Source organism: Mesorhizobium sp. M8A.F.Ca.ET.218.01.1.1, from assembly GCF_004791165.1.
Classification (GTDB): Bacteria; Pseudomonadota; Alphaproteobacteria; order Rhizobiales; family Rhizobiaceae; genus Mesorhizobium.
In genome coordinates this window covers 418,115-439,804 of sequence record NZ_SRUZ01000007.1, presented here as the reverse complement: position 1 = coordinate 439,804, position 21,690 = coordinate 418,115, and the positions used below count along the sequence as shown (strand labels likewise).

General features: G+C 64.4%; 17 protein-coding genes. All 17 read right to left on the bottom strand.

The genetic code is table 11. The features are described 5' to 3' along the window. Positions 1 to 14 precede the first annotated feature (14 nt). The 17 genes from recN to EN861_RS25820 all read right to left on the bottom strand — a co-directional run bounded on the left by recN (position 15) and on the right by EN861_RS25820 (position 21,687). The gene (gene recN / locus EN861_RS25900; protein WP_135866376.1) at positions 15 to 1,688 is read right to left on the bottom strand and encodes a DNA repair protein RecN; all 1,674 of its coding nucleotides are present in this window, start codon (positions 1,686 to 1,688) and stop codon (positions 15 to 17) included. Between the two features lie 183 nt (positions 1,689 to 1,871). Next, positions 1,872 to 2,741 (bottom strand): outer membrane protein assembly factor BamD, encoded by an 870-nt coding sequence (locus EN861_RS25895; protein ID WP_127279708.1) that lies wholly within the window; start codon positions 2,739 to 2,741, stop codon positions 1,872 to 1,874. A gap of 262 nt (positions 2,742 to 3,003) precedes the next feature. Beyond that, positions 3,004 to 3,954 carry a UDP-3-O-acyl-N-acetylglucosamine deacetylase gene (gene lpxC / locus EN861_RS25890; RefSeq protein ID WP_127279709.1) on the bottom strand — a complete coding sequence of 317 codons (951 nt, stop codon included), beginning with the start codon at positions 3,952 to 3,954 and terminating at the stop codon, positions 3,004 to 3,006. Positions 3,955 to 4,234: 280 nt separating this feature from the next. Further along, positions 4,235 to 5,914 (bottom strand): cell division protein FtsZ, encoded by a 1,680-nt coding sequence (ftsZ, locus tag EN861_RS25885; RefSeq protein ID WP_127871687.1) that lies wholly within the window; start codon positions 5,912 to 5,914, stop codon positions 4,235 to 4,237. Positions 5,915 to 5,980: 66 nt separating this feature from the next. Next, positions 5,981 to 7,288, bottom strand: coding sequence for a cell division protein FtsA (ftsA, locus tag EN861_RS25880; protein WP_010910249.1), 1,308 nt, complete (start codon positions 7,286 to 7,288; stop codon positions 5,981 to 5,983). Next, entirely contained in the window at positions 7,285 to 8,226 is a 942-nt protein-coding gene (locus tag EN861_RS25875) for a cell division protein FtsQ/DivIB (protein ID WP_127280469.1), read from the bottom strand. Before EN861_RS25875 ends, ftsA begins: the two co-directional genes overlap by 4 nt. Next, a complete protein-coding gene (locus EN861_RS25870) occupies positions 8,214 to 9,140 on the bottom strand; it encodes a D-alanine--D-alanine ligase (RefSeq protein WP_127280468.1) in 927 nt (308 codons plus the stop codon). The genes EN861_RS25875 and EN861_RS25870 overlap by 13 nt, the downstream gene beginning before the upstream one ends. A gap of 304 nt (positions 9,141 to 9,444) precedes the next feature. Further along, a complete protein-coding gene (gene murB, locus EN861_RS25865) occupies positions 9,445 to 10,410 on the bottom strand; it encodes a UDP-N-acetylmuramate dehydrogenase (protein ID WP_127280467.1) in 966 nt (321 codons plus the stop codon). Further along, positions 10,407 to 11,807: a UDP-N-acetylmuramate--L-alanine ligase gene (gene murC, locus EN861_RS25860; RefSeq protein ID WP_127871689.1), complete on the bottom strand. Its 1,401-nt coding sequence runs from the start codon at positions 11,805 to 11,807 to the stop codon at positions 10,407 to 10,409. The genes murB and murC overlap by 4 nt, the downstream gene beginning before the upstream one ends. Continuing rightward, complete coding sequence (gene murG, locus EN861_RS25855) at positions 11,804 to 12,931, bottom strand: undecaprenyldiphospho-muramoylpentapeptide beta-N-acetylglucosaminyltransferase (protein WP_135866374.1); 1,128 nt, start codon at positions 12,929 to 12,931, stop codon at positions 11,804 to 11,806. The genes murC and murG overlap by 4 nt, the downstream gene beginning before the upstream one ends. A gap of 1 nt (position 12,932) precedes the next feature. Next, positions 12,933 to 14,084, bottom strand: a complete 1,152-nt coding sequence (ftsW, locus tag EN861_RS25850; RefSeq protein ID WP_127275791.1) for a putative lipid II flippase FtsW — start codon at positions 14,082 to 14,084, stop codon at positions 12,933 to 12,935. Then, complete coding sequence (gene murD, locus EN861_RS25845; protein ID WP_135866372.1) at positions 14,084 to 15,484, bottom strand: UDP-N-acetylmuramoyl-L-alanine--D-glutamate ligase; 1,401 nt, start codon at positions 15,482 to 15,484, stop codon at positions 14,084 to 14,086. The genes ftsW and murD overlap by 1 nt, the downstream gene beginning before the upstream one ends. Positions 15,485 to 15,492: 8 nt before the next feature. Then, positions 15,493 to 16,575, bottom strand: coding sequence for a phospho-N-acetylmuramoyl-pentapeptide-transferase (mraY, locus tag EN861_RS25840; protein WP_015317207.1), 1,083 nt, complete (start codon positions 16,573 to 16,575; stop codon positions 15,493 to 15,495). Positions 16,576 to 16,592: 17 nt separating this feature from the next. After that, positions 16,593 to 18,065: a UDP-N-acetylmuramoylalanyl-D-glutamyl-2,6-diaminopimelate--D-alanyl-D-alanine ligase gene (locus EN861_RS25835; RefSeq protein ID WP_135866369.1), complete on the bottom strand. Its 1,473-nt coding sequence runs from the start codon at positions 18,063 to 18,065 to the stop codon at positions 16,593 to 16,595. Continuing rightward, positions 18,062 to 19,516, bottom strand: coding sequence for a UDP-N-acetylmuramoyl-L-alanyl-D-glutamate--2,6-diaminopimelate ligase (locus EN861_RS25830; protein ID WP_135866367.1), 1,455 nt, complete (start codon positions 19,514 to 19,516; stop codon positions 18,062 to 18,064). The genes EN861_RS25835 and EN861_RS25830 overlap by 4 nt, the downstream gene beginning before the upstream one ends. Before the next feature lie 54 nt (positions 19,517 to 19,570). Further along, on the bottom strand, positions 19,571 to 21,295 hold the full coding sequence (locus EN861_RS25825; RefSeq protein ID WP_127275795.1) for a penicillin-binding protein 2: 1,725 nt from the start codon (positions 21,293 to 21,295) through the stop codon (positions 19,571 to 19,573). Beyond that, a complete protein-coding gene (locus EN861_RS25820; protein WP_127275796.1) occupies positions 21,292 to 21,687 on the bottom strand; it encodes a hypothetical protein in 396 nt (131 codons plus the stop codon). Before EN861_RS25820 ends, EN861_RS25825 begins: the two co-directional genes overlap by 4 nt. Positions 21,688 to 21,690 lie beyond the last annotated feature (3 nt).

Here is a 21,690-nt window from a genome sequence, read left to right as displayed (position 1 = left end):
GACGCCCGATAGTCTCATGCCGCGTTTGTATTCTCGCGCAGCAGCCGCTCGGCGGCGGCGCGCGCCTCGTCGGTGATAGTGGCGCCGGCCAGCATGCGGGCGATCTCCTCCTGCCGCGCCGTCCTGTCCATCTCGGCAATTCCGGTCGCGACACGGTCGGTGCTGCCCGATTTGGAGATCAGGAAATGTGTTGCCGCGCGCGCCGCCACTTGCGGAGCATGGGTGACGGAAAGCACCTGGACACGCTTCGACAGCCGCGCCAGCCGCTGGCCGATGGCGTCGGCCACCGCGCCGCCCACGCCGGTGTCGATTTCGTCGAAAACCAGTGTCGGCGCCGAACCGCGATCGGCAAGCGCCACTTTCAGCGCCAGCAGGAAGCGTGACAGCTCGCCACCCGACGCGACTTTCATCATCGGGCCGGGCCGCGTGCCGGGATTGGTGCGCACCCAGAACTCGATCTGGTCGATGCCCTCCTCCATGCGGCTCTCGGCCTCGCTCTTCATCTCGACGATGAAGGCCGCGCGTTCGAGCTTCAGCGCCGGCAATTCGGCCATCACCGCCTTGGTCAGGCCGACCGCCGCGGCATGGCGAAGCGAGGACAGCTGTGCGGCGGCGATGTCGTAGGTTTCGCGCGCGGCGGCGGCCTGCTTTTCCAGTCCGTGCAGGCGCTCCTCGCCGGCATCGAGGTCGGCTAGATCGGCAACCATCGTGTCGCGCAATTGCGCCAGATCGTCGACGGCGACGCTGTGCTTGCGCGAGGCCGCGCGCAGCGAAAACAGCCGCTCCTCGGCCTTCTCCAACCGTTGCGGGTCATATTCGGTGGCGCGAAGCGCCGCCTCGACGCCCGATTGCGCCGCGTCGAGCGACAACATCGCTTCATCCAGCGACTTGACCACGTCCTCGAGCAGCCCGGGCGCCTCCGTCGCCTTGCGCTGCAGCCGCCTCAGCAGGCTGGCCAGTTGCGGCAAGGGCGAGGACGGGCCCGAAAGCACATCCTGCGCGTCGTGGATTTCGGAGGCGATCTTTTCGGCGCGCATCATATGGGCGCGCAGCTCGGCAAGTTCGGTTTCCTCACCGGGCTGCGGATCGAGCTTGGTCAGTTCGGCGACCGCGGCGCGCAGATAGTCGGCCTCGCGGGCGGCGGCCGCCACCTTGGCGCGATGGCGCGTCAACTCCTGCTCGCAGGCGCGCCAGTGCCGCCATGCCTCGCCTGCCGCGCGGACGGCGCCGAGATGGCCGCCGAAAGCATCGAGCACATCGCGGTGCGCGCCCGGATCGACCAAAGCGCGTTCGTCATGCTGGCCATGGATCTCGACCAGTGCGCGGCCGACATCGCGCATCAGCGTCACGCTGGACGGCTGGTCGTTGACGAACACACGGGTACGGCCGTCCGCCGTCTGCACGCGGCGCAGGATGACGTCGCCGTCATCCTCGATGGCGTTTTCGGCAAGCAGCGCGCGCACCGGATGGTTGCGCGGAACATCGAACACGGCAATGACCTGGCCCTGCGACGCGCCATGGCGCACCAGCGAGGCATCGCCGCGCGCGCCGAGCGCCAGCGACAGGGCATCGAGCAGGATGGATTTGCCGGCGCCGGTTTCGCCGGTCAGCACGGAGAGACCCGGCTGGAAGTCGATGTCCAGCTTTTCGATCAGGACGATATCTCGGATCGACAGTCTGGAAAGCATGAGAAACCGGACCTATTGCATGCCGCCCAGAAGTGGACCCGGTTTCGGGATAACGACAGGCACGAAAACAAAAAAATTAAGGCGGCACCCGACAGTTGGAGTCGCAGCGCCGCACTATCTTTTTGTTTGAGCTTCGGATCAATCCGAAAAAGCACACTGCGCGCTTCGCTCGGAGCTCCGCGGTCAGGCGCCGGTGATCAGCTTCCCGGCCTTGGATATCCACGATCCGGCATTTTCGCGTGGCGCCAGACCGTTGCTCTGCAGCAGCTTATAGGAATCCTTGTACCACGAGCTGTCGGGATAGTTGGTGCCGAGGACCGCGGCCGCCGTCTGGGCCTCCGAGGTCAAGCCCAACGCGTAATAGCTTTCGGTGAGGCGGGCGAGCGCTTCCTCGACATGGCGGGTGTTGGAATAGTTTTCGACCACGGTGCGGAAGCGCTTGACGGCGGCGATGTACTCGCGGCGCTCCAGATAATAACGGCCGATCTGCATTTCCTTGCCGGCGAGCTGGTCGTTGGCGAAGCGGATCTTTTCCTTGGCGTCGTCGACATATTCCGACGTCGGCCAGCGCGTCACCAGGTCTTGCATCGTCTGCACGGTCTGGCGTGCTTCCTTCTGGTCCTGCGTCACGTCCTTGATCTGGCGATAGTAGCTGAGACCGATGATGTACTGGGCATAGGGTGCGTCATCCGTGGACGGATAGAGGGCCAGGTACCGCTTTGCCGACTGGATCGCGTCCTCGTAGCTGCCCTTCCGATAGTCGGCAAACGCGCCCATCACCATCGATTTGCGGGCCCATTCCGAATAGGGATGCTGGCGGTCGACGGCGTCGAACTTCTTGCTCGCCTCGTCCAGGCGTCCCGCATTCATGTTTGCGAGGCCCTGATTGTAGAGAACGTCGGCCGGCTCGGTCTGGTCGACATAGGTCGAAAGGTCGATATCTTTCTCCGACGACATGCAGGCCGACAGAAAGAGCGATGGAACAACCACCGAAAGCGCCAGGAAGACAGACCGCTGCGGCGCTTTCGATTGACCGACTCGCTTGAAGAACATGATTGGATTGCGCCCTTTCGGCGTTATTTTAGTGCCTCTTGCATGCTGTTGTCCCAAAAATGGTCCCCACTTCTAGGCGACATGCATTAATCGACGGCAGCAGCCATAAACCATAACCGCCTTGCCCGGCAACGCTATGTCCAGCCAATCGCACATTTTTGTGGCGACGGACCGCAGCGCGAAAATCTATGCAATTTCGCTGATGGATGATGCATTCATGCAACACCCATACCGCCATGCAATGCGAAAAAGATTAAGAAAATCAGATCATCCATGGCGCATAGAGCGGCGCGTTGACGGCGTTCATCTCGGCGGCCCGGCCACGCTCGCGGCGTGTCGTCTCGACGATCTCGAAGGCCGTGCGGTCCGACAGCAGGCGCCGCAGCGCGGCGGCGTTCAGCCGGTGGCCGCCGCGATAGGAGCGGAAACAGCCGATGAAGCGCGCGCCGGCCAGCGCCAGGTCGCCCATGGCGTCGAGCGTCTTGTGGCGCACGAATTCGTTGGGGTAGCGCAGGCCACCCATATTGATGACGCGGTTGTCGTCACCGATCACCAGCGAGTTCTCGAGCGAGGATCCCAGCGCATAGCCGGCGGCCCACAGCCGTTCGACGTCCTTCATGAAGCCGAAGGTGCGGGCGCGGGCGATGTCGCGGCGGAAAATATCGGCATTGATGTCCGATGCGAACAGCTGGCGGCCGATCGCCGGGCTTTCGAAATCGATCTCGACCTCGAAGCGGGTGCCGTCATAGGGCCTGAACTCGGCCCAGGAGGCGCCGTTCTCGATGCGGACCGGCTTGACCACCCTGATATAGCGGCGCTTGACGGCCAACACCTCGATGCCGGCCTGGTCGATGGCTTCGACGAACGCCATGGCACTGCCGTCGAGGATTGGGACCTCGTGGCCGTCGATCTCGATGATGACATTGTCGATGCCGAGCCCGAACAGGGCGGCCATGATATGCTCGACCGTGGCGATGTGCTCGCCCGAGGGATCGCCAAGCATGGTGCAAAGATCGGTGGCGCCGATCTCGGAAAACAGGGCGCGGAACTCACGGCCCTGCCCGTCGCCATTGAGAAGCTGGAACACGATGCCGGTATCGGCATCCGCGGGCAGGAAACTGATGGAAACTTCTTTGCCGCTGTGAACGCCGGTGCCTGTAAGCGACGCGCGCGTCTTCACTGTCGTCTGGTGGTCGTGCAAGACAATCCCCATAAGCCCGTAATGCCTAGGTCCGCTTCTCCAGCCCGAGGGCGCGGCTCTTGTTAAATCGGCAGGCAGGGCTACTTCCCCCGAAATCCCCGCATACCGACCATGGTAGGCAGCGAAGATAATGTCCCGGCAGGGAGACTCCAAATCACGGTTTCTTACTCTTTGTAACCGCGAACTGGAACCTGTATGACACGATAACCTATTGATTATACAGCCTTTTAAACGTTAACAGGCAAGCAATTTCTTGCTTGCCTGTTAACAATTGTTACAATCCGTTAACCGCTCAGTTGGCCTGGCGGCGCAGGAACGCCGGAATCTCCAGCTGATCATCGTCCTGAGTCGCCCTCACCTGCGGCGTCAGACGGCCCTGGTCGTCCAGCTGGCCGCGGCGCGGCGCGTAGAGCTGGGCGTCCTGGCTGGCGAGGCGGCGCACTTCCGGTGCGGCCTGGCGCAGCTTGGGCTCGCGCGGCTGCGCCGGCTGCAGCCGTGCAGGCTCCTCTTCGCGGCGGGTCAGGCCATTGGTCAGGCGCTTCAGGAGACCCATCGGGCCGCTGTTCTCATGGTCGGCGGGACGGCTCTTGGCGTCGACCTCCGCCTTCACGACCGGCGGAAAATCCTCGACGCGCGGCATGCGCTGCGGCGCCATCGCCACCGGCTGCTGGACCTCACGCAGCATTTCGCGCGGCTGCGCAGCCGGCTGCATCATCTGCTGGACAACAGGCTGAGGCATCGGTTGCGCGGGCGGCGCCTGGAAGATCTTGCTCTGCGGGCGGAAATCGTCCGCATGGGCGACCGGTGCCGGACGAGCCTGCGCCATGGCAGCGGCGTTCGCTTCGGCCAACTGGATGGCTTCGGCAACTGGATCGGCGGCGCGCGGCTCATACACGGCCTGCTGGACCGGCGCCGGGCGGCTTTCCACCGCGGCGACGGCCGGCCGGGCGGCCGGCTTCGGCGGCGCCGTGCGGATCGAGATCGGCGCGGCGGCGATTTCAGCGGCCGACTTGTCGATGCCGGTCGCGACCACCGAGACGCGGATGACGCCCTCGAGTTCCTCGTCGAAAGTGGCGCCCAGGATGATGTTGGCGTCCTGGTCGACTTCTTCGCGGATGCGGGTCGCCGCCTCGTCGACTTCGAAAAGGGTCAGGTCGCGGCCGCCGGTGATCGAGATCAGCAAGCCCTTGGCGCCCTTCATCGAGGTTTCGTCGAGCAGCGGGTTGGCGATCGCGGCTTCCGCGGCGGCCATCGCGCGGCCTTCGCCCGAAGCTTCGCCGGTGCCCATCATCGCCTTGCCCATCTCGCGCATCACCGAACGCACGTCGGCGAAGTCGAGGTTGATCAGGCCTTCCTTGACCATCAGGTCGGTGATGCAGGCAACGCCGGAGTAGAGCACCTGGTCGGCCATCGCGAAGGCGTCGGCGAAGGTGGTCTTGTCATTGGCCAGCCGGAACAGGTTCTGGTTGGGGATGACGATCAGCGTATCGACGCACTTCTGCAGCTCCTCGATGCCGAAGTCGGCCGTCTTCATGCGGCGCTGGCCTTCGAAGTGGAACGGCTTGGTGACGACGCCGACGGTGAGGATGCCCTTCTCGCGGGCTGCGCGGGCAACCACCGGAGCAGCACCCGTACCGGTGCCGCCGCCCATGCCGGCGGTGACGAAGCACATATGGGTGTTGGTGAGATGGTCGAGGATCTCGTCGATGCACTCTTCCGCCGCCGCGCGGCCGACTTCCGGCTGCGATCCGGCACCGAGCCCCTCGGTGACATGCGCGCCAAGCTGGATCAGCCGCGAGGCCTTCGACATGGTCAGCGCCTGCGCGTCAGTGTTGGCCACGACGAACTCGACACCGCGCAGTCCGGCGGTGATCATGTTGTTCACGGCATTGCCGCCGCCGCCGCCAACACCGAACACGGTGATGCGCGGCTTAAGCTCGGTGATGTCCGGCTTCTGCAGATTGATGGTCATTGTCTCCGTCCTTTGCCTTTCACGCCGCTTCGCCGCCGCGGCCGCCTATGGGGCTGTCCCCGTCAATTAGAAACTGTCTCTCAACCACTGACTCATGCGATGCAGTTTTCCGCCCGTTCCGGTCATCCTGAGACCGGAAATACCTTTCGCCGGATGGCTCTCGAAGCTCGCCATCTGCGGATAGATCAGAAGCCCGACCGCGGCCGAGAAAGCCGGGCCTTTCGCTGCTTCTGGCAGGCCCGCCACGCCGAGCGGGCGGCCGATGCGCACATTGCGCCCCAGGATGCGGCGTGCCGCCTCGGGCAGGCCGGCCAGTTGGCTGGCGCCGCCGGTGAGCACGACGCGCTTGCCGACCGCATTGCCGTAGCCGGATTTGTTGAGCCGGTCGCGCAAGAGTTCGAGCGTCTCGTCGATGCGGGCGCGCACGATGCGCGTCATCACCGAACGCGGGATCTGCAGCGGCACGTCGCCATCGTCGCCGATCGGCTGGATCGAGACCAGATCGCGGTCGTCGGCGCTGCCCGGCAGCGCCGAGCCGTGCATCACCTTCAGCCGCTCGGCGGCATCGAGCGACGTCGAAAGCCCCTTGGCCATGTCGAGCGTCACATGATTGCCACCGATGGCGATGGCGTCGCCATGGACGAACTTGCCTTCCGAAAACACCGAGATCGTCGTCGTGCCGCCGCCCATGTCGATGCAGGCGGCTCCGAGTTCGAGCTCGTCGTCGACGAGTGCCGCCAGCCCGCTGGCATAGGGCGTCGCCACCATGCGCTCGACCGACAGGTGCGAACGGTTGATGGAGAGCTCCAGATTTCGCATCGGCGCCGCATCACCGGTCAGCACATGCATGTCGACGCCAAGCGCATCGCCCACCATGCCGCGCGGATCGCGCACGCCGCGCTCCGCATCGAGCGAGAAGCCGACGGGCAGCGAATGGATCACCTCGCGTTCGGCCTTCAGCGCCTGCTTGGCGCCGGCACCGAGCACGCGCTTGATATCGGCCTCGTCGGCCTCGTGGCCGCCGAGGTTGATGGTGGCTGAAAAGGCTTCGCTCTTCAGTCGTCCGGCGGTCATGTTGACGATCAGCGAATCGACCGTCAGCCCGGCCATGCGCTCGGCGGCGTCGACGGAGAGGCGGATGGCATGCTCGGCGCGGTCGAGATCGACGACGACGCCTGACTTCACCCCTTGCGATTTCTGGTGGCCGATGCCGATCACCTGGATCCGGTGAGAGCGGCCGCGCAGAAGCTTGCCGTCATCGTTCGGCTTCAGCTTGGCCACCATGCAACAGACCTTGTTCGAGCCGACATCCAGCACCGTCAGGGTGCCGGACCGGCGCGACGAGGCATCGCCAGAACCGCCAAGCCAGCTCATATCTTCGTCTCCGGCTTGCGCTTGAGGGTTTTCGGCTTCTCGTTGAGCGCGGCCTCGCGCTGCGTCGCCGCCTGCGGCGTCAGCTCCACGACCAGCCGGTCTGTCAGGCGCATGTCGACAGCGGCGATATCGCGCGACAACAGCCCCTTGTCATGGTCCATCTTGACGAGTTCGGCGAGCGCCTGGTCCTCGTCGTCTTCGGGCAGCTTGACGGTGATGCCGTTGTCCAACTTGAGGTCCCAGCGCCGCTCGCCGACGCGGACATAGCCTTTGATGCGGCTGGCGAGGTCGGGATATTGCTCGATCTTGGCCAGGAAATCAGGCGCCTTGGCCGGCGCGCCGGTGCCGATCAACAGCGGCAGGAGCACCTGCTTGCCGCCCGAGAACGGCGCGATGACGGCGCCATCCTTTTCGATGACGGAGAGATCATCGCCCTGCTGCCAGAGCGCGAAGGCTTCGCGCTCCTCGACGCGCACTTCCAGCGTGTGCGGATAGACCTTGCGCACCGCGGCAATCTCGATCCACGGCAAGGTAGCGATGCGCTCCCGCGCGGCCTCGGCATCGAAGCCGATCAGCGACGTCCAGCCATCGAGCTCGAGCCGGTCGAGAATGTCGATCTCGGAAGTCTGGCGGTTGCCGACCACCTTGACCTGATCGACGGCAAAGCCGGTACGGGCGGTGATGCTTTGAATGATGCCGTCGGCATGACCGCCAAGGTAGGCGCCATAGGCCCCGCTCGAAGCCAGCAGCACCGACGACATGATCGCGGCGGAGAAGCGCGGCGCCTGAAATTCACCATCACCCAGGCGCGTCAGGATGCGCACCGGGCGGCGAAGCACGCGCGGCAGAACGAAATGGTCCAACGACAATGGCAGGCCGAACAGCGACGGCCCGGCCGCGCCCCTCACCTTGCCCTGTCCCCATTTCAACGCAGACACGAAGCGTCCTCCACCATCCAACTCAACAGTTCACCAAACGAATGCCCGGCATGGGCGGCAATTTCAGGCACCAGAGACGTCGGCGTCATGCCCGGCTGAGTATTGACCTCGAGCCATACAACCTCGCCATTTTCGGAGTGACGATCGTCATAACGGAAGTCCGACCGGGAAACGCCCCGACAGCCGACAGCTTGGTGAGCCTTGAGCGCCAGTGTCTGTATTTTTTGGTAAATATTCGGTGAAACTTTTGCGGGGCATTCGTGTTTTGATCCGCCCGCGACATATTTTGAATCATAGTCGTAGAAGGAATGGCCCGTTGGGATGATCTCGCAGACGCCGAGCGCCACGTCTCCCATGACGGCGCAGGTCAGTTCGCGCCCATGGATGTAGCGCTCGACCATGACGGTATCGCCATATTTCCACTCGGACGACCCGATGACCTGCGGCGGATGCGACTGCCCCTCCGAGACGATAACGACACCGAAGCTCGACCCTTCGCTCACCGGCTTGACCACATAGGGCGGCTTCATCGGATGCTTGTTCTGGATGGAGAAACGATTGGCGACCTTTGATTCGGCGACAGGCACGCCGACCGATTTGACGATCTTCTTCGCCTGCTCCTTGTTCATGGCGAGCGCCGAGGCGAGCACGCCGGAATGGGTGTAGGCAATGCCGAGATATTCGAGGATGCCCTGGATGGTACCATCCTCGCCAAAAGGCCCATGCAGCGCATTGAAGGCGACATCGGGCTTGAGCTCGGCGAGCACCGAACCGACGTCGCGCCCGACATCGACACGGGTAACCTGATAGCCTTCCTGCTCGAGCGCATCTGCACAGGCCTTTCCAGAAGACAGGGACACGGGCCGCTCGGACGAGAAACCTCCCAGCAATACGGCCACATGCTTGTTCTTCATTCCCCGTCATCCCCTCTCACGGCGGACTAAAAACCCAAGGATTTCCGCAACATTGAGTCCGAGTCTCCCGGCAGGTTGCCCCCCCCAGACGGAAAACGCGGGTAACGCGTCGAACGACTCAAATCAGGAAACGCTTTAGGGCAGAGAATCAGAGAGTTGATTCACTGGCAAGTGCTTATGATTCCGAGGGATTCACTTTGTGAGAAAATGAATGCGAAAACCGTCTCGCTGAGTCTTTGCAGCAACGATTTCAAGGCATTTCGATCTCGTTGAAGTTCACGCATCACGTGAACTTCAAGATGCGCTAAAGAAGCTGACCCAGGAACTCCTGCACTGCATGCCCGGAGCGGAAATTGCCGATGCGCTTGATCTCCCACTGCAGCCGGATGCCCGAATGCTCGAGTACCCGCGCGCGCACCGTCTCGCCGAGATATTCGAGGTCGTAGCCGGTCGCGGTTCCGGTGTTGATCATGAAGTTGCAGTGCATCGGCGACATCTGCGCGCCCCCGATCATCAGGCCGCGGCAACCCGCCTTGTCGATTTCCTTCCAGGCCGAGGTGCCTTCCGGGTTCTTGAAGGTCGAGCCGCCCGTCTTCTCGCGGATCGGCTGCACGGTCTCGCGATGGTTCTGCACCGCCTCCATCGCCGCCTTGATCGCTGCCTTGTCCTCGGCAAAGCCTTCGAAGACGGCCGACGTGAAGATCAGCCCGGTCGGTGCCGCCGAATGGCGGTAGGCATAGCCCATCTCGGCGTTGCTCAGCGTCTGGACATTACCCTTGCGGTCGAGCGCACGCACCTCGACGACGCGCTCGCCCGTCTCGACGCCATTGGCCCCGGCATTCATCCTGAGCGCACCACCGATGGCGCCTGGAATGCCGTGGTAGAAATGAAAGCCGCCGATGCCGGCCTCGAGCGCCACCGCCGCCACACGCTTGTCGGGCGTGGCGGCACCTGCCCTGATCCTGATCGGGGAAATGACTTCGGCCTCGCCAAAGCCCTTGGCGGAAAGCCTGACGACGAAACCCGGAATGCCGCCGTCGCGGACCAGAAGGTTCGAGCCGACACCGACAATCGTCAGGGGGATCTCTTCGGGAACCGCCTTGAGGAACGCGGCAAGATCCTCCTCGTCGGCCGGCTGGAACAGTGCCTCGGCAAGGCCGCCTGCCCGGAACCAGGTGATCTTGTCCATCTCGGCATTTGGCGTCATGCGGCCACGCAGGCCGGCCAGCCGGTCGCCAAGTCTGTCGATCAGGGCCTGGCCGTTCATCATGAGGCGGCGAGCTCCTTCGGCAGCGCATAGGCCCATTGGGTAATATTGCCGGCGCCCAGGAAGACGACGAAGTCGCCGGGCTTGGCGATGTCGCGGATGACAGGCGCGATATCGGCCGGCCCCTCGATGTAGCGCGCGTCGCGATGGCCGCCGGCACGTATGCGCGACACCAGCGCGTCCGAGGTCACGCCGTCGATCGGCTCTTCGCCGGCGGCGTAGACCGGCGCCACCATCACCGTGTCGGCATCGTTGAAACAGGCGGAGAACTCGTTGAACAGATCGTGCAGCCGGGTGAAGCGGTGCGGCTGGGCAATGGCGATAACACGCCCATTGGTGGCGCTGCGCGCCGCCTTCAGCACCGCCGAGATTTCGACCGGGTGATGGCCGTAGTCGTCGAACACGTCGACACCGTTCCAGGATCCGGTATGGGTGAAGCGGCGCTTGACGCCGGCGAAGGACGACAGGCCCTTCTTGATTGCCTCGGCCGACAGGCCGAGTTCGTGCGCGACCGCGATCGCGGCCGTCGCGTTGGACACATTGTGGCGGCCAGGCATCGGCAGGCGCAGGCCCGCTATCGTCGTCTGGCCGCGCCCCTTGCGGTCGCGGATGATCACGTCGAACTCCGAGGTCGCTCCCGCCATGCGGTGGTTGGTGAAGCGCACGTCGGCCTGAGCGTTCTCGCCATAGGTGATGACGCGCCGGTCCTCGATGCGCCCGACCAGCGCCTGCACTTCCGGGTGATCGGTGCACATCACGCCGAAGCCATAGAAAGGCACGTTCTCGACGAACTGGCGGAACGCTTCGCGCACATTGTCGAAGTTGCCATAATGATCGAGATGCTCGGGATCGATGTTGGTGACGACGGCGATGTCGGCAGGCAGCTTGAGGAAGGTGCCGTCGCTTTCGTCGGCTTCGACCACCATCCACTCACCGTCGCCCATGCGCGCATTGGTGCCGTAGGCATTGATGATGCCGCCATTGATGACGGTCGGGTCGAGCCCGCCGGCTTCGAGCAGGGTCGCCACCATCGAGGTCGTCGTCGTCTTGCCATGCGTGCCGCCGATGGCGACAGCCTGGCGGAAACGCATCAGTTCGGCCAGCATCTCGGCGCGGCGGACAATGGGCAGCAATTTCTCCCGCGCCGCCTTCAGTTCCGGATTCGACTTCTTGATCGCCGTCGAGACGACGATGACCTCGGCGTCACCGAGATTCTCGGCCTTGTGACCGACGAAGCATTCGATGCCCTTGTCGCGCAGCCGTTGCACATTGGCGCTGTCCGCCTGGTCGGATCCTTGCACCTTGTAGCCGAGATTGTGCAGCACCTCGGCGATGCCGCTCATGCCGATGCCGCCAATGCCGATGAAATGCACGAGGCCAATGGTCTGCGGCATCTTCATGGGTGCGTCCCCTTCCTGAAATCCGATACTGTTTTGCGGGACGCAATAGCCTCTGTGAGATCGGCGAGCAACCGTGCCGCGTCCGGCCGGCCGACCGATTTGGCCGCGGCAGCCATCGTCGCGAGCCGCTCCGGCTGGTCTATCAGGGCGCCGAGCAGTGCCGCGATGCGCTCGGACGAAAGCGATGATTGCACATGCACTTCGCCGCCGCCGGCGGCGGCAAGCGCCGCCGCATTGGCCGCCTGGTCGTGGTCGAGCGCAAAGGGATAGGGCACCAGCAGTGCCGGCCGGCCGATGACGGCGATCTCCGAGACGGTGGAAGCGCCGGAGCGCGAGATCACCAGATGCGCCGCCGCAATGCGCGCCGCCATGTCGGTAAAGAACGGCGAGACCTCGACGGCGACGCCGAGCGCGGCATAGGCCGCCTTCACCCGCGCCACGTCGTCCGCGCGAGCTTGTTGGGTAATGACGAGGCGTCTGCGCTGTGCATCGGAAAGCAGCGCGACTGCCCCCGGCATGGCATCGGAAAAGAATTGCGCGCCCTGACTGCCGCCGAACAACAGCAGGCGGAAAGGCTCATCCCCGGTTGAAGCCACGTAAGGTGTCCTGGCTGCTTCGAGCACCGCTGGCCTGACCGGATTGCCGGTCGTCACCGTCTTGGCGCCGGCCGCACTCTCATCTTGCGGCAGGAAGCCGCCGGCGATCGCGTCGACGCGGCCGGCCAGCGCCCGGTTGGCGCGCCCCATCACCGCGTTCTGCTCGTGGATCAGCGTCGGCACCTTGCGCCGCGTCGCCGCATAGAGCGGCGGCAGGGTCGGATAGCCGCCAAAGCCCACGACGGCCTCCGGCTTGATCCTGCCGATGACGGCGGAGGCCTGACGCACGCCGCTCCAGATTTTCCAGAAGGCGCCAAGCAGGGCGAAGGGGTTTTTCGAGCCCAACGTCGCCGACTGGATGGGATGGATGGCCGCTGCCGGGAAATGGCCGGCAAACCGTTCGGCGCGGGTGTCGGTCGCCAGATGCACCGCCCAGCCGCGCTCGATGAGTTCATGCGCCAGCGCTTCGGCTGGAAACAGATGTCCGCCGGTTCCGCCCGCGGCGAGAAGGATAACGCCTCTGGCCATGTCACTCCGCCGGCATGGCGCGCTGCGGCAGCGCAAAGCCCATCTGCTTGCGCTTTTCCGGCCGCTTGCGCGTCAGCGCCAGCACCATCCCCATCGAGATGGCGATGGCGATCTGCGAGGAGCCGCCATAGGAGATGAAGGGCAGCGTCATGCCCTTGGCCGGCACCAGCTGCAGGTTGACGCACATGTTGATGACGGCCTGCAGGCCGAACACGGTGACCAGGCCGCCGACCGCATAACGGGTGAAGTCGTCATGCTCCTTCAGCGCCGTGTTGAGACCGCGCAGCACGATGAAGGCGAAGATCGACATGATGAAGAAGCACATGATCAGCCCGAACTCCTCGCCCGCGACCGAGAAGACGAAGTCGGCATGGCTGTCGGGGATGACCCGCTTGACGGTGCCCTCGCCCGGCCCGACGCCGAACCAGCCGCCATTGATCAGCGCGTCACGCCCCATGTCGACCTGGAACGTGTCGCCTTCGCCGGTGAGGAACTTGTCGATGCGCAGCGCGACGTGCGGAAACACCGTATAGGCGGCGAAGACGCCGCCGACGCCGGCCGCACCGAGCACGATGATCCACAGCCACGGCAGCCCGGCCATGAAGAACATGATGCCCCAGGTGCCGGTGGTCAGCATGGTCTGGCCGAGGTCCGGCTGCGCCACCAGCAGCGACACGACCAGCACCAGCAGCAGCATGGCGAACAGATTGCCGGGAATGTCGGGCTGGCGTTTGTGTTCGGCGAACAGCCAGGCGCACATGATGACGAAGGCCGGCTTGAGGAATTCCGACGGCTGGATCGACAGGCCGGCGAGCGAGACCCAGCGCCGTGCGCCCTTCACCTCGACGCCGACATAGAGCACCGCCACCATCAGCACCAGCATGAGGCACAGCATGATCAGCGACATGCGCCGGATCTCTCTGGAATCGAGGAAGGAGACCGCCAACATCACGCCGAGCGCGGGCACGGTGAAGATGATCTGTCGGGTGGCGAAATGGAAACTGTCGAGGCCGATGCGTTCGGCGACCGCGGGACTTGCCGCGAAGGACAACACGATGCCGAGCCCCATCAGCGACAGGAACGCCGCCAGGAACCAGCGATCGATGGTCCACCACCAGGTTGCGACCGGACTTTTGTCGAGACGGCTCTGCATTATCGTGCCCCTCCGATGGGTTTGACGCCATCTATAGCGCTCGCAGCTTGCCTGAAGGCTTCGCCGCGGACCTCGAAATTCTTGAATTGGTCGAAACTGGCGCAGGCCGGCGACAACAGCACCACCGCCTCGCCGCTGTCGTCCTTGGCCGCGTCATGCGCGGCATGCTCGACCGCGGCCGCCAGCGTGCCCGAGATTTCGTAGGGCACGGCCTCGCCCAGCGTCGCCGAAAAGGCGGGGGCGGCCTCGCCGATCAGATAGGCCTTGGCGATGCGCGGGAAGAAGCCGCGCAACGGTTCGATGCCGCCCTCCTTGGGCAGACCGCCGGCGATCCAGTAGATGCGGCTGAAGCTGGACAGTGCGGGAGCAGCCGCATCGGCGTTGGTCGCCTTGGAATCGTTGACGAACAGGACATGGTCCTTGCGGCCGACCTGCTCCATGCGGTGGGCGAGGCCCGGGAAGCTTTCGAGCCCCGACTGGATCTCGCCGAGGTCGAGACCGACCTTGAGGCAGGCGGCGACGGCGGCCAGCGCGTTCTGCGCATTGTGCTGGCCGCGCAGCGAGCCGATGCCTTCGAGGAAGGCGACACGGCTGTAGCGGCCATGCACCGCTTCCATCAGGTTGGTGCCGTCGGCGAAATAGCCGTCGGTCAGCGGCAGCCGCTTGGAAATACGGATGACCTGCCGCCCCGCCCGCTCCAGCCGCTCGGCAATCTGAGCGCACCAGGAATCGTCGATGCCGATGATCGCAGTCTCGCTGCCCGCCACCAGCCGCTCCTTGATTGAGGCGTAGTGCTGCATGGTGCCGTGGCGGTCGAGATGGTCGGGCGTCAGGTTGAGCAGGATGCCGGCCGTCGGATTGATCGAGGGCGCAAGGTCGATCTGGTAGGACGAGCATTCGACCACATAATGCCGGTCGGGCGCCGGCGGATCGAGCGTCATCACGGCGCGGCCGATATTGCCGCCCATCTGCGTGTCGCGCCCGGAAGCTTGAAGGATATGCGCCGTCAGCGCCGTCGTCGTCGACTTGCCGTTGGTGCCGGTGATGGCGATGAAGGGAGCATCCGGAGCGCTGAGTGTCCTCTCCCGGCAGAAAAGCTCGATGTCGCCGATGACCTCAACCCCGGCGCCACGCGCGAGCTCCACCGTCCAGTGGGGCTTGGGATGGGTCAGCGGCACGCCCGGCGACAGCACGAAAGCTGAAAAGCCAGCCCAGTCAGCGCCACGCAGGTCGCCGGTTGCGATGCCGGTGGCGGCGGCCTTGGCGACGCTGTCGGGATTGTCGTCCCAGGCCAGCACTTGCGCACCGCCCTCGATCAGAGCGCGCGCCGTGGCGATCCCCGAGCCGCCGAGCCCGAAGAGCGAAACACGCTTGCCTGCGAAGGATGCGGCGGGGATCAAATGGCAGCCTATCTGAGCTTGAGGGTGGAGAGGCCGACCAGCGCCAGGATGACGGCGATGATCCAGAAGCGGATCACCACCTGGCTTTCGGTCCAGCCGAGCTTTTCGAAATGATGATGGATCGGCGCCATTAGGAACACGCGCTTGCCGGTCATCTTGAAGTAGCCGACCTGGATGATGACCGAGAGGATCTCGACCACGAACAAGCCGCCGACGATGACGAGCACGATCTCGTGCTTGGTGGCGACCGCGACCGTGCCGATCAGGCCACCCATGGCGAGCGACCCGGTATCACCCATGAAGATCGCCGCCGGCGGCGCGTTGAACCAGAGAAAGCCAAGGCCGGCGCCAATGACCGCGCCAAGCACGACCGCCAGTTCGCCGGTGCCGGGCACGAAATGGATCTGCAGGTATTCAGCGAAGACCGCATTGCCCGAGAGATAGGCGATGACGCCGAAGGACGCCGCCGCGATCATGATCGGCACGATCGCCAGACCGTCGAGGCCGTCGGTCAGGTTCACCGCATTGCCGGCGCCGACGATGACGAAGCAGGAGAACGGGATGAAGAACCAGCCGAGGTTGATGATGAATTCCTTGGCGAAGGGGAATGTCAGTGACGACGAGAACGGCGCCTGGCCATTGTGCATGATCGCCCAGGCGGCGATACCGGCGATAACGAATTCCAACGCAAGCCGCGCCTTGCCGGAGAAGCCGAGATGCGACTGCTTGGTCACCTTCAGATAGTCGTCATAAAAGCCGATCGAGCCGAAGCCGAGTGTCACCAACAGCACCACCCAGACATAGATGCTGGACAGGTTCGCCCATAGAAGCGACGAGCCGATGATGCCGGACAGGATCATCAGTCCGCCCATGGTCGGCGTACCCGCCTTCTTGAAATGCGTCTGCGGCCCGTCGGCGCGGATCGGTTGGCCCTTGCCTTGCCTGAGCCGCAGCGAATTGATGATGGTCGGCCCGAAGATGAAGACGATCAGCGCCGAGGTGATCAGCGCCCCGCCAGTGCGGAACGTGATGTAGCGGAAGACATTGAAGACAGAGACCTTGTCCGCGAAATCGACCAGCAGTGTGAACATGCGCTTTCGTCCCCCGACTAGGTCTGGTTGCTGGTTGTCGTCTCGGCCGGGAATTTGCCCAGCAGCGCATCGACCAGTTTTGCAAAACCGATGCCCTTCGACGATTTGATCATCACCACGTCGCCCGGCCTTAGCGCGGCGAGCAGAACCGGCTTCAACTCCTCGACGCCGGCGCGGTATTCCGTCCTGATATCGTCCGGCAGCGCTTCCGCCAGCGACCGCATCTCCGGCCCGCCGAGAAAGACTGTCCGCGTGCCCGTGCCGACGATGAGATCGGCAAGGGCGGCATGCAGCTTTGCCGAATGGTCGCCGAGCTCCAGCATGTCGCCAAGCACGGCGATGCGTCTGCCCTCGCCCGTCACCGGCGTCGCGTTGAGCAGCGCCATGGCGGCCGCCATCGAGGCCGGATTGGCGTTGTAGCTCTCGTCGATCAGCGTGATCGGGCCACCGTGCCTCGGGCCACCGGGCTGGCCCGAAGTCGGGCCACCGGGATGCCGCAGCACATGGCGCTTGCCGCGCCCGCGCTCGGCGGAGAGATCGGCCAGCGCCAATGCCACCTTGTCGAGATCGGCGCCGACCAGATGCGCGGCGCCCAGCACCGCCAGCACGTTTTGCACCATGTGCCGGCCGGGCGCTCCGATACGAGCGATCATATCGTGGCCGCTGATCCTGGCGGCGATGTCGGAATGGTCGGCATGCAACTCGCACTTGACCAGCTTGAACGTCGAGCGCGCATTCTCGCCGAAGCCATAGACATGCTCGACGCCGGCAGCTTGCGCCATCTTGTCCAGCAGCTTGAAACGCGCATCGTCGCGGTTGAGAACTGCGGCGCCCTCGGGTTCCAGCCCTTCAAAAATCTCGGCCTTGGCCCTGGCGATCTCGTCCAGATTGCGGAAGAAGCCGAGATGCGCGGCCGCGATCATGGTGACGATGGCGACATGCGGCCGCACCATCTTCACCAGCGGCCGGATCTCGTCGGGATGGTTCATGCCGATCTCGAACACGGCATAATCGCAGTCATCGGGCATGCGCGCCAAGGTCAGCGGCACGCCCCAATGGTTGTTGAACGACTGCGCCGAGGCATGCACCTTGCCGACGGCCGAAAGCACGTGGCGCAGCGCCTCCTTGGTGGTGGTCTTGCCCGCGGAACCGGTGACCGCGATGATCTTGGCCTGCGAGCGGGCGCGCGACGCGACACCGAGCTTTTCCAGCGCAACCAGAACGTCCTCGACGACGATGATCGGCGCGGTCAGCCGGCCAAGCGACGGCAGCTTGCCTTCTGCCACCACCAGCACGCCGGCGCCGGCCTTGATGGCCGCGGTGACGAAGTCATGGCCGTCCATCGTCTCGCCCTTGATGGCAAAGAAGGCGTCGCCCGGCTGCAGGCTGCGGCTGTCGATCGAAATACCCGATATACCTTCGGGCATGGGGCCGAGCGGCCGCCCATCCGTGGCGGCAACCAGCGCTTCCGAAGTCCACAGCAAACTCATGCGGCACGCTCCCTGAGCGCGGCGCGCACTTCCTCGTGGTCGGAGAAATGCAGGGTTTCCGAGCCGATCGTCTGGCCTTCCTCATGGCCCTTGCCGGCCACAATCAGCGTGTCGCCGGCATGCAGCATGCCGACAGCCTCGTGGATCGCCTTGCGCCGGTCACCGATTTCGATGGCGCCGGGCGCCGCGGCAAGAATGGCGGCGCGGATGCTTTCGGGCACTTCGGAGCGCGGATTGTCGTCGGTGACGATGACGACATCGGCGAGCCGGGTCGCGATCTCGCCCATGATCGGTCGTTTGCCCCGGTCACGGTCGCCGCCGCAGCCAAACACGACCATCACGCGACCGGTGGTGAACGGACGCACCGAGGCCAGCACATTCTCCAGCGCATCCGGCTTGTGGGCGTAATCGACATAGACCGGAGCCCCGCTCGCCGTGGTACCGACGAGGTCGAGCCTGCCCGGCGCGCCTTTCAATTTCTCCAATGCCCCCAAGGCCTTGGCGACAGGTGTTCCGGTGGAAATGGCAAGTCCCGCCGCAACCAGCGCGTTGGCGATCTGGAAATCGCCGGCGAGCGGCAGGTCGATTTCGTGGATCACACCGTCGGCTTCGACCTCGGCACGCTGGCGATGACGCTCATGCTCGACCCGCTTCAGCCTGAGGAAATCGCCATGACGGCCGACCGTCAGCACGTCGAGCCCGGCGGCCCGAGCCGCCTTTATCGTGGGTTCCGACCAAGGATCGTCGGCGAAGACGATCGCCGGTGCGCCCTTCGGCAGCAGCGTGTCGAACAGGCGCAATTTGGCACGGTGATAATCCTCGACCGTCGGATGGTAATCCATGTGGTCGCGGCCGAGATTGGTGAAGCCGCCAGCCGAGAGCTTCACCCCATCGAGGCGGCGCTGGTCGAGCCCGTGGCTGGAGGCCTCCATCGAGGCGTGGGTAACGCCGGCATCCGCCAATTCCCGCAGCAACTGATGCAGGGCGACCGGATCGGGTGTCGTCAGCGAACCATATTCGTTGCGGCCGGGTGCCACCACGCCGGTGGTCCCGATCGAGGCGGCGGCGTATCCCGCCTGCTCCCAGATCTGCCTGGTGAAGGCGGCGACCGACGTTTTGCCGCTGGTACCGGTCACGGCGACCATGGTTTGCGGCTGCCTGCCGAAATAGCGGGCGGCACTCAACGCCAGTGCCAGGCGCGGATCATCGACCGCCAGCACCGGAACCGGCAAATCGGCCAGGCCACTGCCTTTGCCCGTGACGATCGCTGCAGCGCCACGTCGGGCCGCGTCGGCGGCGTAGCTCGCGCCATCGGCCTTGGTTCCGGCAAGCGCGAAAAAGACGACGCCGGGTTTCACCTGGCGGGAATCGGACGAGATGCCTGTAACCTCCAGATCGACGGAAGCTGTTCCTTCGACTGGCAGGATACCGGCTAGATCTTTGAGCTTCATCGAGTCCCGTTCACCGCAACAAAATAGCGCGCAGTTGCCGGCGCGCCCCAAGAATCACTGATAGGAAACCAGCGTTGCACCATTTTCATGGCTGAAATCTGGCTTCACGCCAAGCATGGCCGCTGCACGCCTGATGATATTGCCGGCCATGACCCCCGCATTGTTGGCCGCGACGTCGGTCATCCCAGGCTTTTCCGGATGCGGGGCGTCGGCGATCGTGAACACCAGATATTGCGGATCGTCCATCGGGAAGGCGGCGACAAAGGTGTTGAAATTCAATTCCTTCGAGTAACGGCCGTTGATGACCTTCTCGGCCGTTCCGGTCTTGCCGCCGACGCGGTAGCCGGGAACCCGGGCATTTCTGGCCGAACCCTTCTCGGCGTTGAGCGAATAGAGGTAGCGCATGCCCTCGACGGTCTTTTCGGTAACCACTTTCTTGGCCGCCGCCATCGCATCCTCCTGGCTGCGGACCAGAAATGTCGGCTGCATCAGGAATCCGCCATTGACCAGCGCCGCGCAGCCGACAGCCGCTTGCAGCGGCGTCGTCGACACGCCATGGCCGAAGGCGATGGTGAACGAATTGACCTGCTTCCACACCTTCGGCTCGGTCGGGCGGGCGACTTCGGGCAGTTCGGTCTGCATCTTCTCCAGAATGCCGAGGCGATGCAGGAATTCGCGGTGCGCCTCGATGCCGACCAGCTCGGCCTCCCTGGCCGACCCGATGTTGGACGAATAGAGGAAGACCTCCGGCAGCGACAGCACACGGTTCTTGCCGTGGAAATCGTGAATGGCCTGGTGGCCGACCCGGATTGGATGCGAAGCGTCGAAGCGGCTCGACATCGTCGCCTTGCCGGAATCGAGCGCCATGGCCGAGGTGAAGCTCTTGAAGGTCGAGCCCATCTCATAGAGCCCCGCCGACATCCGGTTAAGCCGGTCCTTGTCCTGCGCGTTGTAGGGATTGTTCGGATCGAAATCCGGCACCGAGGCCATGGCCACCACTTCGCCGGTCTTGACGTTGAGCACGACGGCGCCAGCGCCCATGGCGCGATAGCGCTCCAGGCCGGCCGCGATCTCGTCGCGCACCACATGCTGGACGCGCAGATCGATCGAAAGCTTCACCGGCCTGAGATCCTTCGCCACCGCCAGGCCCGACGCCTGCAGGTCGCTCAGGCCCTGCTCATCGATATATTTCTCCATGCCGGAGATGCCCTGGTTGTCGATGTTGGTCAGGCCGACGATGTAGGAGGAGGTCTCGCCGCTCGGATAAAAACGGCGCTTTTCGGTGCGGAAGCCAAAGCCGGGAATGCCGAGCTGCATGATGTCGGCCTGCTGCTTGGGCGTCAGTTGCCGCTGCAGCCAGACGAAGCCGGCGCCGCTCTTCAGCTTGTGATAAGTCTGCTCGTAGTCGATTTCGGGCAGCACCGTCGACAGCTTCTCGATCGCCTCATCGGCATCGACGATGCGGCGCGGCTCGGCGAACAGCGACGCCGTCTTGATGTCGGTGGCCAGAACTTCACCGTTGCGATCGACAATGTCGGGACGTGACGCCGTCACCCGGCTTTGCGGACCGCCCGACAGGTCGGGTGTCTGGAAACCGAGATAGACCAGCCGCCCCGATATGGTCGAGAAGATGCCGAAGAACACCGCCATCGTCATCACGATGCGGGCCTTGCCCTTGCCGCCGGTCGCCTTGCGGGCGCCTTCGACCACGATCGACCCGTCCTCGCTTGTCCTGGCGCGGCCTACCGTGGCGAAGCGCTTCAGCAGTTTGCCGATCATTGGGCGATGTCTCCGGTGACGACGGGATCCTTGTCGCCCGAGGGCGCCTTGTCGGAATTGTCGGCCACGGCGCCCTGGCGCCCGTTCAGGATGTCCTGGATGTCGAGCGCCTTGGCCGGCAGGTCGCCCAGGCCCACGATCTGCCGGCCACTGACCGGCTCCAATGCGAGCTGCGCCTTATAGAGTTCGGCCAGCTTCTGCAGCCGCGACGGCTGGGTGAGCAGGCTCCAGTCGGCCTTGAGCAGGTCGATCGTGTCCTCCTCAAAGCGTATCTCGGCATGGATCTTCTGCACGGCCGCCAACTGGTCCTCGGCCTCGCGCTTGGCCTTGTAGGTCAGGGCCGCTGCCGAAACCATGACGGCGATCAGGACAATGTCGCTGGTACGAAACACGTG